This window comes from Janthinobacterium sp. GW460-12-1-14-LB5, assembly GCF_059423585.1.
This window is the reverse complement of the sequence record NZ_JBWKYD010000006.1, coordinates 165,673-179,069: the sequence shown is the minus strand read 5'-3', so window position 1 is coordinate 179,069 and position 13,397 is coordinate 165,673. Positions and strand designations below refer to the sequence as shown.

At 64.5% G+C, this 13,397-nt stretch carries 9 protein-coding genes; 5 read left to right on the top strand and 4 right to left on the bottom strand.

Annotation, left to right across the window (positions count from 1 at the left end; all coding sequences use genetic code 11):
- Nucleotides 1-45: 45 nt before the first annotated feature.
- The 4 genes from ruvC (at nt 46) to AC07X6_RS08090 (ending at nt 2,883) form a co-directional block, all read left to right on the top strand.
- The gene (gene ruvC / locus AC07X6_RS08105; RefSeq protein ID WP_353658912.1) at nt 46-585 is read left to right on the top strand and encodes a crossover junction endodeoxyribonuclease RuvC; all 540 of its coding nucleotides are present in this window, start codon (nt 46-48) and stop codon (nt 583-585) included.
- A gap of 154 nt (nt 586-739) precedes the next feature.
- Nucleotides 740-1,318, top strand: a complete 579-nt coding sequence (gene ruvA / locus AC07X6_RS08100; protein WP_070222695.1) for a Holliday junction branch migration protein RuvA — start codon at nt 740-742, stop codon at nt 1,316-1,318.
- Between the two features lie 6 nt (nt 1,319-1,324).
- A complete protein-coding gene (ruvB, locus tag AC07X6_RS08095; RefSeq protein ID WP_034749202.1) occupies nt 1,325-2,380 on the top strand; it encodes a Holliday junction branch migration DNA helicase RuvB in 1,056 nt (351 codons plus the stop codon).
- 32 nt (nt 2,381-2,412) lie between these two features.
- Complete coding sequence (locus tag AC07X6_RS08090) at nt 2,413-2,883, top strand: YaiI/YqxD family protein (protein ID WP_077399560.1); 471 nt, start codon at nt 2,413-2,415, stop codon at nt 2,881-2,883.
- Nucleotides 2,884-2,926: 43 nt separating this feature from the next.
- Here AC07X6_RS08090 and AC07X6_RS08085 read toward each other — a convergent pair whose 3' ends face one another.
- The 4 genes from AC07X6_RS08085 to AC07X6_RS08070 all read right to left on the bottom strand — a co-directional run bounded on the left by AC07X6_RS08085 (nt 2,927) and on the right by AC07X6_RS08070 (nt 9,273).
- Nucleotides 2,927-4,066: an OmpA family protein gene (locus AC07X6_RS08085; protein WP_494790614.1), complete on the bottom strand. Its 1,140-nt coding sequence runs from the start codon at nt 4,064-4,066 to the stop codon at nt 2,927-2,929.
- A gap of 13 nt (nt 4,067-4,079) precedes the next feature.
- Nucleotides 4,080-5,597 (bottom strand): ice-binding family protein, encoded by a 1,518-nt coding sequence (locus AC07X6_RS08080; RefSeq protein ID WP_494790613.1) that lies wholly within the window; start codon nt 5,595-5,597, stop codon nt 4,080-4,082.
- 275 nt (nt 5,598-5,872) lie between these two features.
- Nucleotides 5,873-6,340, bottom strand: a complete 468-nt coding sequence (locus AC07X6_RS08075; RefSeq protein ID WP_230541570.1) for a DUF2147 domain-containing protein — start codon at nt 6,338-6,340, stop codon at nt 5,873-5,875.
- 113 nt (nt 6,341-6,453) lie between these two features.
- A complete protein-coding gene (locus tag AC07X6_RS08070; protein WP_494790612.1) occupies nt 6,454-9,273 on the bottom strand; it encodes a valine--tRNA ligase in 2,820 nt (939 codons plus the stop codon).
- Nucleotides 9,274-9,443: 170 nt separating this feature from the next.
- On the opposite strand from AC07X6_RS08070, the gene AC07X6_RS08065 reads away from it, so the two are divergent.
- The gene (locus tag AC07X6_RS08065) at nt 9,444-13,265 is read left to right on the top strand and encodes a hypothetical protein (RefSeq protein ID WP_494790611.1); all 3,822 of its coding nucleotides are present in this window, start codon (nt 9,444-9,446) and stop codon (nt 13,263-13,265) included.
- The last annotated feature ends 132 nt before the right edge of the window (nt 13,266-13,397 follow it).

Below are 13,397 nucleotides of genomic sequence, written 5' to 3'. Positions count from 1 at the left end.
CCGGTTATTCACCGGTGCCTGCCGTATTCATTATAGAATCTGGCGATGATTATTCTTGGCATCGATCCTGGCCTGCGCACGACCGGCTTTGGGGTCATTGAAAAACACGGCAACAAGCTGCGCTATATCGCGTCGGGGACCGTCAAGACGGGTTCCGAAGGGGAATTGCCGCCGCGCCTGAAGATCATCTTGCAGGGCGTGAGCGAAATCGTCGGCACCTACCAGCCCGATTGCGCGGCCATCGAAAAAGTGTTTGTCAACGTCAATCCCCAATCGACCTTGCTGCTGGGCCAGGCGCGCGGCGCGGCCATTTGCGCGCTCGTCCACGCCGACCTGTCGGTGGCCGAATACACGGCGCTGCAGGTAAAGCAGGCCGTCACGGGCCACGGCAAGGCGGCCAAGGAGCAGGTGCAGGAAATGGTGTCGCGGCTGCTGTCCTTGCCCGGCTTGCCCGGCACGGATGCGGCCGATGCCCTGGGCGTGGCCATTTGCCATGCCAACAGCATCGATGCACTGGCCATGATCGGCGCGCTGGCGCCCCAGCTGCAGGGCTTGCGTATGAAGCGCGGCCGCCTGGTCGGCTAGTTGCGACTGCCATGCCACGCCCATGGCGTCGTTGCACTGCCTTGCCGTACTATTCGTACTGTCTGCGGCAGTACGCCTTGCCCTGAACGTGGCCTGACAGCCGCAACACTCCAGCAAGCTTTTGTTTACAATTTAATTTCATTAGGAACACGCGATGATAGGCCGTCTCTCCGGTATTTTGCTTGAAAAGAATCCGCCACAATTGCTGGTCGATTGCCAGGGCGTCGGCTATGAAGTCGACGTGCCGATGAGCACCTTTTACAACTTGCCCCACGTGGGTGAAAAAGTCGTGCTGTTTACGCACCAGGCCATCCGCGAAGATGCGCATCTGCTGTTTGGCTTCGGCAATGCGGCCGAGCGCGCCGTGTTCCGCCAGTTGATCAAGATCACGGGCGTGGGCGCGCGCATGGCCTTGTCGATCCTGTCCGGCATGACGATTGCCGACCTGGCGCAGGCGATCACCTTGCAGGATTCCGGCCGTCTGGTCAAAGTACCGGGCATCGGCAAGAAGACGGCGGAACGTTTATTACTGGAATTGAAGGGCAAGCTGGGAGCCGATATCGGCGCCGGTGGCGCGCACGCGGCGCCCGATGCGCAATCGGACATCTTGAACGCGCTGGTCGCGCTCGGCTATTCGGACAAGGAAGCGCTGGCCGCCGTGAAAAACGTGCCGGCCGGCAGCGGCGTGTCGGACGGCATCAAACTGGCGCTGAAAGCGCTGTCGAAAGGCTGATAGGGCATGAGTATCCAGACCGACAGCTTCACGGAACAGCGCATCATCGACGCGGCGCCCATCTCGCACAACGAAGAAGCGATCGAACGGGCCTTGCGGCCCAAGCAGCTCGACGAGTACGTGGGGCAGGAAAAGATCCGCGACCAGCTGGAAATCTTCATCACGGCCGCGCGCCAGCGCAAGGAAGCGCTCGACCATACTTTGCTGTTCGGCCCGCCGGGCCTGGGCAAGACGACCCTGGCGCACATCATCGCGCGCGAAATGGGCGTCAATCTGCGCCAGACCTCCGGCCCCGTGCTGGAGCGCCCGGGCGACCTGGCGGCGATCCTGACGAACCTGGAAGCGAACGACGTCCTGTTCATCGATGAAATCCACCGCCTGTCGCCCGTGGTGGAAGAGATTCTGTATCCGGCGCTTGAGGATTATCAAATCGATATCATGATCGGCGAAGGCCCGGCCGCCCGTTCCGTGAAACTCGATCTGCAACCGTTTACATTAGTGGGCGCCACCACGCGCGCCGGCATGCTGACCAATCCGCTGCGCGACCGCTTCGGCATCGTGGCCCGGCTGGAGTTCTACAACACGGGCGAACTGACGAAGATCGTCACGCGCAGCGCCGCCTTGCTGAAGGCACCGATCGACCCGGAAGGCGCGCATGAAATCGCCCAGCGCGCCCGTGGCACGCCCCGCATCGCCAACCGCCTGTTGCGCCGCGTGCGCGATTTCGCGGAAGTCAAAAGCAATGGCGAGATCACCAAGGTGGTGGCCGACCGCGCGCTGGCCATGCTCGACGTCGATTCCGCCGGTTTCGACGTGATGGATCGTAAATTGCTCGAAGCCGTGCTGTTCAAGTTCGGCGGCGGCCCCGTCGGCATCGGCAACCTGGCCGCCGCCATCGGCGAAGCGGCCGATACCATCGAAGACGTGCTGGAACCTTACCTGATCCAGCAAGGCTTCTTGCAGCGCACGCCGCGTGGCCGGGTCGCCACGCCGGCCGCCTACCTGCACTTCGGCGTCAGCGCGCCGCGCATGGGCCCGGGCGGCGAAGCGTGGGAACTGTGATGGCGGAAGGCAGCCAGCAGGCCATGCCCGGCATGCAGATCTGGATTGACGCCGATGCCTGTCCCGTCGTCATCAAGGAGATTTTGTACAGAGTGGCCGACCGCCTGGAATTGCCGCTTACCCTGGTCGCCAACCAGGGCTTGCGCGTGCCGCCGTCGCGTTTCATCCGTACCGTGCAAGTACCATCGGGTGCCGACGTGGCCGACCAGGAAATCGTGCGGCTGTTGAATCCCGGCGACCTCGTCATCACGGGCGACATCCCGCTGGCCGCTGACGTGCTGACCAAGGGCGGTTTTGCGCTGAATCCGCGCGGCGAGTTTTATACGAAAGACAATATCGCCCAGCAATTGACGATGCGCGCCTTCATGGAAGAATTGCGCAGCGGCGGCGTCGACACGGGCGGCCCGGCCGCCTTCAGCCAATCGGACCGGCAACAGTTCGCCAACAGCCTGGACCGGCATCTGAGCAAGCATCACCGCAAGCCGGCAGCGCCGCAGACGTAAAAAAACCGGCTAACAAGCCGGTTTTTTTACGCGCCAGTTTGATCTAGCGCATGACTTTGCGTGTCCCCACGACTTCCACCGTCACGCGGCGGTTCTTGGCGCGCCCGGCGGCACTCGTGTTGTCGGCTACGGGCTGGGTTTCTCCCTTGCCTTCCGTGTAGACGCGGCTCGTCTCCACGCCTTGCGCCACCAGGTAAGCCTTGACGGCTTCGGCGCGGCGCTGCGACAGTTTCTGGTTGTAGGCATCGGGGCCGACGGCATCCGTATGGCCGACCGTGACGATGACTTCCAGGTCCATGCCGGTCAGCTGGCCGACCAACTGGTCCAGCGCCGCCTTGCCTTGCGGCTTGAGCGTCGATTGATCGAAATCAAACAGCGCTTCGGAAGCAAACGACACTTTTTCCGAGACGGGCGCCGGCTTCACCTCGGCCGCAGGGGCCGGCATGGTTTCGCTGATGGGTGGCAATGCCACCGGCACCGGCTGGTAGGCTGGCGTGGCGCTGGCCGGGCGGCCCAGTTTATACACGAGGCTGACGGAATACAGGTCCGCATCGCCGCGGTTGCCGACGGCGTCGTTCAGGCGGTAGCGCTCGACTTCGCCGCGCAGGGCCAGCGCTTCGCTGAACTTGTATTCGAGGCCCAGGCCCAGCTTGGCATTGAGCTTGCGCTCGCTGGCATGCGTGTTCGTCGAACCCAGCAGGCGGTTGCCGCTGAATTCCGTGTTCGTCTTGGTGTAATGCATGCCGACACGGCCCAGCAGGGACAAACGCTGCGACAGCGGCAGCTGGCCCAGCAAGTCCAGGTTCACGCCGCGAAAGCCCGCTTCGCCGTTGAGTACGCCGTTGCCGCTGGTGGTCGACTTGAAGTCGAACTTGCCCAGGTCAAAGTAACCGGCTTCTACAGCGAAATACTGGTTCAGTTGCCGGCCAACAAACAATTTATAGCCGGTGTCGCGCTGGTCCTTGGTAAAACCGGTGACCGTCTCGCCGTTGGCGGCCAGGCTGGCGCGCAGGCGTGGCTCGTCGATGGTGGCGCGCGACTGGCCCACGCCCGCGCCGATGTACCAGGCGCTGTTGGCCCAGTCCGGGTTGATGAAGGTGTTGTCCTGCGCCTGTGCCGATTGTGCCGCCAGCAAGGCGCCGGCCATCACGCTCAGCGCGCCCAGTGTGTGTGCGATAGTCATGGTCATGTCCCGTTTATTTGGTGATCTGGTTGTTGCGCAGGGTAACGGCAGCAGCCGTCAGCACGCGGCCATTGAGCAGGGTCGTGTTGTCGCCCACCGTGATGGCGGCGGACTGGCCCAGGATATTGCCCTTGAAGACGCTGTTCGCGGCCAGGGTGGTCGGGCCGACGGGCAGCCAGCTGACGTTGTCGGCCGTGGCGCCATTGTTCAGGGCCACCACCGAATTGACGGTCGAATCGAGCGTCAACGCCGTGCGGAAGATGTACACGCCGGGACCGTTCAGGGTCAAGGTACCCGTGATGCTGATGGCGCCCGCATAGCAATACACGCCGGGACCGAAGGTCTGGCCGCCCAGGTCGATGCCGCCGGCAAAGCTGACGTCGCAAGTCCGGCTATTGCCGTCCGTGATCGCTGCTTGCAAATCCGTCATGGCGCCGGCCAGGATGGCGCCCGACTTGTAATTGGTAAAACCGGCCGCCTGGGTCGGATCGACCGTTTGCGATGGCGCACCGACGTCGCCCGTGATCAAGGTGGTGCCGCCCGAGTTGTTGGTGATCGAAGTGCCGGCCAGCACGCCGAACGGCGCCGCGCGGCCCAGGACGATCGGGTTGAGGACGGGCGGGATGGCCACTGCCGTGACGGTCAGCAGCGCGCTACCCGACTGGCCGCCGGCCGTGGCCGTGATGCTGCTGGTGCCGGCGGCAACACCGGTGGCGATGCCCGTGTTCAATACCGTGGCGTTGGCGACGCTGCCCGAAGTCCAGCTGGCGCTGTTGGTGATGATGGCATTCGAGCTGTCCGAATACGTTGCCGTGGCAACGAATTGCTGCTGGGCACCGACAGCGACACTGGCGGTGGCCGGCGTGACGGCGATGCTGACGATGGTCGCGGCCGGCACGGTGACGGTGGTGCTGGCCGTCTTGCCGTTGAAGCTGGCGTTCATGACGCTGGAACCAAAGGCAACGCCGGTGACGAGGCCATTGCTGGCGACGGTGGCGAAAGCGGGCGTGGCGGCAAGGAAGCTGCTGCCGGCCGTGACGTCAGCGGTGCTGTTGTCCGAGTAGGTGGCAATGACGGCCAGCTGGCGCGTCGCGGCCACTGGCACGACGGGGCTTTGCGGCGTGACGGCGATCGACAGCAAGGTCGCCGGCGAGACGGTCAGTTGCGCCGCCGCGCTCTTGCCGCCAAACGCGGCGCTGATGTTGCTGTTGCCGGCAACGATGCCGGTGCTCAAGCCCGTGGAGGCATTGACGGTCGCGCTGGCCGGCGTGGCCGACGTCCAGGCCGCCTTGGCGCTGACGTCTTGCGAAGAACCATCGCTATACGTGGCGATGGCCGTGAATTGCTGGCCGGCGCCGATGGCGACCGTGGCCGTGGCTGGCGTGACGGCCAGGCTGGACAAGGTGGCGCCCGGCAAGCCGAGGATGGGATCGCGTCCCTGGTCGCCGCCGCCGCAACCGGCAAGAGCCGCCATGGCCAGCAAACCGGCCGGGATGAGCAGCGGGCTCAAAAATCGCTTGAAGAGATTCATATAGTTCCTTTGTGCATGGCAATCATTGCCGGGCATCCGCGGATGAGGTCATCCGGCAGAGCCATGCCGCCCTTCGCTACAGGGCGATGGCGTCACAGGCATGCACTATTTCATTTAGGAAACTTCAAGTATGTTCGGTGGCGCGCATAGGCTGCTGGCGCTTGCAGATAGGTTCAAAAGGGAGCGATTCGGCCTGAAAAACAACAGCAGGGCGGGCTTGCGGACGCAAAAAAGCCGGCGCATGGCCGGCTTCATCAGGGCAGGGCGTGCGTTGATTACTCTTCGCGCACCCACGTTTGCGAGCGGCCAAACATCGGCACGCCGACATAGCCGCGCACTTGCAGCTTGGTGCCGCCTTCAATCAGTTCGGCCTTGCTCTTGTAGACCTTGCCGCTGGCCGGGTCCGTGATTTCGCCGCCCGTCCATTCCTTGCCGTCATATTTCAGGCCGGACAGGATCACCAGGCCGATGATGGGCTGGTCCTTGTTGGCGCCCGTGCACTTGTCGCACTTGGGATTTTGCTCTTCATTCGGGCCACGGAACAGCTTGTCGATCTTGCCTTGCAAGACGCCATTGTTTTCCGTGATGACGACGAGGGATTTCGGCTTGCCGCTGGCGTCGTCGATGGTTTTCCACGTGCCGACAGGGGTGTAGTTGCCGTCGCGCGCGGCGGCGCTGCCGGCGATGGCCAGGGCGGCCATCATGATGCTTGCTGTGACGCTTGCTTTGAAAATTTTATGCATTGCTAGTCTCCAATGGTTTTTTTGATCGGGTCACGAACAGTTATATACCAAGGCAAGACCAGCGGTCCTGCGCGGCGTCACGGATGACGCCGCGCAATCCTTCCAAACTTGCCTTATGCGCTGGCTAGTTTAGCAAACTGTTCGCGCAGTTTTTCAATTGTCGCCGAAAAACTGAGCAAACGCTCGTTTTCTTGCGCAACGATGGCAGCCGGAGCGCGCGCGACAAAGCTTTCATTGCCCAACTTGCTGTTGACCTTGGCAATTTCCGCTTCGATGCGGGCGATTTCCTTGCCCAGGCGCTCGCGTTCGGCCGCCACGTCGATCTCCACTTTCAGCATCAGCTTGGTGGTGCCGACGATGGCGACGGCCGCAGGCGAGTCCGGCAGCGCATCGACGATCTGCACGTCGGCCAGCTTGCCCAGCGACTGGATGTACGGTGCGTACGAGGCCAGCGCGGCCTTTTCCGCCGCATTGCCCGCTTCGACGATCAGCGGCACGCGTACGGATGGCGAAATCTGCATTTCGCCGCGCAGGTTGCGCGTCGCGTCCGTCAACGCTTTCAGCTGCTGCATCCACGCTTCGGCCGACTCGTCGATCTTGTCGGTGTTGGCGATCGGATACGGCTGCATCATGATCGACACGCCCTTGGGCTCGCCTTCTGGCGTCGGCAGCTTGCCGGCCAGCGGCGCAACGCTCTGCCACAGGGCTTCCGTGACGAACGGAATGATCGGATGGGCCAGGCGCAGCACCACTTCCAGCACGCGCAGCAGGGTGTGGCGGGTGGCGCGCTGCTGGCCTTCCGTGCCTTGCTGTACTTGCACCTTGGCTACTTCCAGGTACCAGTCGCAATACTCGTCCCACACGAATTTGTAGATCGATGCGGCGATGTTGTCGAAACGGAAGTCCTCGAAGCCCTTGGCCACGTCCAGTTCCGCCTTTTGCAGCAGCGAGATAATCCACTTGTCCGCTTGCGACAGATCAACATCGTTGGCCGTGCAATCCTTGCCTTCCGTGTTCATCATGACGAAACGGGTGGCGTTCCACATCTTGTTGCAGAAGTTGCGGTAGCCTTCGCAGCGGCCCAGGTCGAAATTGATGTTGCGGCCCAAGGACGCATAGCTGGCCATGGTGAAGCGCACGGCGTCCGTGCCGTAGGCCGAAATGCCTTCCGGGAATTCCTTGCGCGTCGCCTTGGTGATCTTTTCCGCGTCGCGCGGATTCATCAGGCCCGTGGTGCGCTTGACGATCAAGCCTTCCAGGTCGATGCCGTCGATCAGGTCGATCGGGTCCAGGGTGTTGCCCTTCGACTTGGACATCTTCTGCCCCGTCGAGTCGCGCACCAGGCCGTGCACGTAGACGGTTTCAAACGGCACCTTGCCCGTGAAGTGCGCCGTCATCATGACCATGCGCGCGACCCAGAAGAAGATGATGTCGAAACCCGTGACCAGCACGGACGAGGGCAGGAAGGCCTTCATGTCCGGCGTTTCTTCAGGCCAACCCATCGTCGAGAACGGCACCAGGGCCGACGAGAACCACGTGTCGAGCACGTCGTCGTCGCGCTTCAAGGGACCCGTGCTGCCGGCGGCCAGCGCCTTGGCTTCCGCTTCGACTTGCGTTTTCGCAACAAAGATATTGCCCTTGTCGTCGTACCACGCCGGGATTTGATGGCCCCACCACAGCTGGCGCGAGATGCACCAGTCCTGGATGTTGTTGAGCCACTGGTTGTAGGTGGTGCTCCAGTTTTCCGGCACGAACTTGATTTCGCCGTTGGCGACCTTGTCCAGTGCCGTTTCCGCGATCGATTTACCGGGGAAGAAAGTGCCTTCGGGGGCCGGCTTGCTCATGGCGACGAACCACTGGTCCGTCAGCATCGGCTCGATGACGACGCCCGTGCGGTCGCCGCGCGGCACCATCAGCTTGTGCGGCTTGACCTGTTCCAGCAAGCCTTGCGCGTCGAGGTCGGCGACGATCTGCTTGCGCGCGGCAAAGCGGTCCATGCCGCGATACGCTTCGGGTGCGTCGTCCGTGATCTTCGCGTCCAGGGTCAGGATGACGATCTGCGCCAGTTTGTGGCGCTGGCCGACGGCGTAATCGTTCATGTCGTGCGCGGGGGTGATCTTCACGCAGCCCGTGCCGAATTCCTTGTCGACGTATTCGTCGGCGATGATGGGGATTTCGCGGTCCGTCAACGGCAATTTCAGCATCTTGCCCACCAGCGCCGTGTAGCGCTCGTCCGTCGGATCGACGGCCACGGCCACGTCGCCCAGCATGGTTTCAGGACGGGTCGTCGCCACCGTCAGGAAACCACTGCCGTCGGCCAGCGGGTACTTGATGTACCACATGGAACCGTCTTCTTCCTCGGACACCACTTCCAGGTCGGACACGGCCGTGCCCAGCACGGGATCCCAGTTGACCAGGCGCTTGCCGCGGTAGATCAGGCCTTGCTCGAACAGGCGCACGAAGACGTCGGTGACGACTTTCGAGCGCGGCTCGTCCATCGTGAAGTATTCGCGCTGCCAGTCGGCCGAGGCGCCCAGGCGGCGCATTTGCCCGGTGATGATGGAACCGGATTTTTCTTTCCATTCCCACACTTTTTCCACGAATTTCTCGCGGCCCAGGTCATGGCGCGAAATCTTTTGCGCGTCCAGCTGGCGCTGCACGACGATTTGCGTGGCGATGCCCGCATGGTCGGTACCCGGTATCCAGGCCGTGTTGTGGCCCAGCATGCGGTGGTAGCGGGTCAGGCCATCCATGATGGTCTGGTTGAACGCATGGCCCATGTGCAGGGTGCCGGTGACGTTCGGCGGCGGCAACTGGATGCTGAAGGAAGGTTTTCCCGCATCGAGGGTGGCGGTGAAGTAACCGCGCTGTTCCCACTCGGTGCGCCAGAATTGTTCAATGTCGGCGGGCTCGAAAGACTTGGCTAATTCCATGATTTGGCGTGTGATTGGCAAAAGGAACCATTATAAGGGGTGCATAAAGCATGCGCAGCAAATAGCAGGCCTGGATGGCCCGAAAAGCCGCGCACGATTGCGCAATATTGCCTCATTGTATTTTTTTCAAGCTATCATCTTTGCAATATTATTTAAATATTCAGGCAATCATGAAAAAATTGTGGCAATTGGCCGTGTTCGGCGCAGGATTGGCTGCCGGAGGCGCGTGCGCCGGCGTTCCGGAGGGGATGGCGGCTTTCCAGCGCGGGCGCTGCGTTGACGCCGTGGCCCAATTGCACGGACCGGCACTGGGCGGCAATATCAAGGCGCAAAAGGTTCTCGGCGATATCTACATGGGCGAGGAGCGATGTTCGGACGTGGCGCGCAGCGATGCCGATGCCGGGCGCTGGTATCTGCTGGCGGCCAATGGGGGCGATCGCCTTGCGCAGGAGAAACTGGTTTCCTTGTATACGAGCTGGTCGGGCAGCATGAAGGATCCAGCGCGCGCGCTGCCCTGGCTGCGCCGCCTGGCGTCGCAGGGCGCCGGCGAACCGATGGCGCAACTGGCGCAAATGTATGAACGGGGCGAAGGCGTGCCGGCCGACAGGGTGGTGTCGTATGCGCTCAGGCTGCTGGCGCTGCAAGACAAGGAATGGCGCGGCGCGGCCGAGCTGGAGACGTATCTGCCGGCGCGTCGCCGCGCGATGTCGCCGGACCAGGTCGACGAGGCGCAGCGTCTGGCCAAGCGCTGGAAGCGCGGCGCGCCCCTGCCTGCGACGTCGCTGACGGGGCGGCGCGCGCCCGAGGAGTGGTATCGCCGCGCCGCCGAGGGTGGTGACATGGACGCCGCCTACCAGTTGGGCAAGCTGTGCTGCAACGAGGCAGGCGGCCTCGATAACATGCAGGCCGCCCGCTGGCTGCGCAAGGCCGCCGAAAGCGGCCACGCCAAGGCCCAGCTGCAGCTGGCCGTGATGTACGGCATGGATCGGGGCGTGCCGCAGGACTATGTGCTCGCTTCCATGCTGAGCCAGCTGGCGGCGGCGGGCGGAGAGCAGGGGGCCGCCGCCAGCGTGGCCGGCTGGGCAAAGGCGATGAACGCGGCGCAAAACGCCGAGGCGGATCAGCTGGCGCGGGCGTGGAAGGTGGGCATGCCGCTGCCGCAGGTCTCGGTGCACGGCATGGAACGCCTGATCCACTATGTGCGCGAGGCGCGCGACAAGCTGCCGCCGACGCCCGAGGTGACGGCGCTGTTCGACGCTGCCAGCGAGGGCGATGAAGCCGCCTTCGGCAAACTGCTGGCCGGCGTCGCCGAGCCGGGCGCCTACCGGATCGGCGAGCGCACCTTGCTGCACGCCTTGATCTTGCCCGCGTACAGCCTGGTCGAAGCCGAATCAGCATGGCAGAAGGCGCAACCGCGTCTGGACGACGCTCTGCTGCAACAGGTGCAGCGGCGGGCGCACCGCGAGGCGCAACGCGGGCGGCACGCCGCGCTGCTGCCGGCCAGGCTGCGCATGATGACGCTGCTGTTGCAGCGCGGCGTGCCGGTCGGCGAAGGCACCGGGGGCAGTCGCGTCGCGCCCCTGCACCTGGCGGCCATGTATGGCAACGCCGCGATGGTGCGCCTGTTGCTGGCCCATGGCGCCGATGTCCGGCACTACGGCGCCGGAAATGACACGCTGGCGCCGCTGGAATACGCGCTGCAGCAGGAAGCCGCGGGCACGCTGCCGGAATTGCTCGACGCGGATCAGCGTACGGCGAACATGATCGCCTTGCTGGACGCCGGTTCGGGCATGCCCTATCTGGTGGGCGACCAGCAGATGGCGGAGCTGCGCCATTCACAGAAAAAGACGGAGAAAGACGGCGCGGCCCGGCCAGCCGAGCGGCCGCTGGCCGATGACATGCTCTGGAGCCGCTTGCTGGGTCAGACGCGCGGCACCGAAGTGCTCGATAAAATGCTGGCCACCGGCACCACGCCGTCTATCGACGACAAGGGCAAGTCGCTGTACGCCTACGCCGCCGAAGCGGGCAACGCCGGCGCGCTGGACTGGCTCAAGCAGCGCGTGCCCCGCCATGATGCTAAAGGAAAGGACCGCTGGCTCGACGCGGCGATGCGCGCCATGTACAACCATCAGCCGGCGTCCGACGACGTGCTGCGCCAGCTGGTGGTGCCCGGCATGCCATGGCAGCAAGTCGGCCCCGCAGCCGAAGAGTCGCACTGGAGAGCGCTGGCGACGCTCGATGCGCTGCACCTGGAAACGGAGACGCTGCTGTGGCATGCGGTGCGCAGCCAGCGGCCGGACTGGGTCACGCGCCTGGCCGCGATGGGCGCGCCCGTCGTCAGCGACGGTTATCGTCCGCCCTTGCTGGCGGCCGTCGAAAATGGCGACGCGGCGATGGTCAAGCTGCTGCTGGGCCTGGGTGCCGATCCGCTGGGCGGCGAGTTCCCCGTATTGCGGCTGGCGCTGAAACTGCCGCCGACGCCGGAAAATAATACGGTGCTGACATTGCTGCTGGCGGCCGTGGCGGCGCGCCAGCCGCTGGCAGACATCCAGTGGTCGCCATTGGACGAGGCGCTGCGTGCCGTGCGCAATGCGGCCGGCGTCGAGCGGGTGCGCCTGATGCTGGCAGCCGGCTTGCCGGCCAGCCAGTTGGGCTTGAACGCGGCCCTGCTCGCCGTGCAGTCGCCGCAGCGCGCACTGGCGCCGCTGTTGCTGGAGCACGGCATGTTGCGGCGTGCCGACGGTGTGCGGCGCGCGCCGGGCGATGCGGTGGTGCTGCGGCAGGCGCTGCGCGCGCGGCGCGACGACCTGCTGCCGCACCTGCTGGACCTGGGGCTGGACCCGAACTGGCGCGGTGCCAATCAGAAGAGCGCGCTGGAACAGGCCATTCTCAATGGCAACACCGAGGCCGCGCGCCTGTTCCTCGCGCGCGGCGCGCGGATCGAGGTAAGCACAGGGCACCCATGGGGTGGCGCGCTGGACCTGGCCGCCGCCAGCCTCAATCCCGATATGCTGGCCCTCGTCACGCGCGGCTCGACGCTGTCGCTGGACAAGGTATGCCTGCCGGACACGCCGAACCTGGTCAACATTGCCTTGCACGCGTCCGATGCGTATTGGAACTTGTTGCTCAAGCATGGCTTTGCCGCCGCGCCGCAACAGTGCGACCCCGCCATGGCGCCGCGCCTGATCGCCGCCTTTGCCGACGAACCGAAGCACATGCTTGCCGGCTGGCTGGGCCAGCGCTTCGCTGCGCGCCTGCCGCGCCTGGCCGGCAGCCTGCGCCAACTCGCGCCGCAGGACTGGAGCGCGCTGCGCGCCGCGGGGCGCAATGACATGCTGGCCATCCTGGCGGCAGGCGGCTGGCAGGTGCCGCCCGCCGAGGTTGCCGCTGCACCCGCGCACAAGGACAAGGCTGGCGACCTGGCGCTGCAACGGCGCTTGCCGGGACGCTATGCGCTGGGGCACAGGGCCGAGGTCGCGTCGCACATCGTGCTGCGCGCCGACGGGCGTTTCAGTTACCGGATGCTGTACGGCGCCGATGAGCAAGCGGCGCAGGGGCGCTGGTCGGTGCTGGACGGCGAACTGCTGCTGCAGGGCGATGGGGCCTCGCCCGATGCGTCCTTTGCGCTGTTGCCGCCGCGCTCCGGCGACGCCACCACGGGCCCGGCCCGCATCATCGTCGAATATCGCGGCGAGGCCGTGCCCGATATCGCTCTGGCGGCGCTGGGCGATGCGCCCGCGTTTGCCAACGGCGTCAGCGGCACGCAGCCGTGGCAGGTGCCGTTTGCGGGGCCGCTGCGCCACCTGGTGCTGTCCCATCCGGAAACGGGCTTTACCACGGTGAAAGTGCCGGCCCGGCAAGGCCTGTTGCGTTTTGCGCTGTATCCGCCGCACACGGGCATGCGCGATTTCCACGCCGTCATCGGCATTGAGGATGGCAAACTGGCCTGGGATCGCGACGGGCAAATGTTGTTGTACGACAAGCTGAAGTGAACGCGGCCGCATGGCCGTGTTTTGGCGGCCTGGCGAGTCGTTTTCCTGCAACAGAACGGGAATAAGGGCGCTGCCGATGCTACAATGCCGGCCTCGGCGCCTCCTGCCCCACCCTTGCGGACGGCGCCTGCA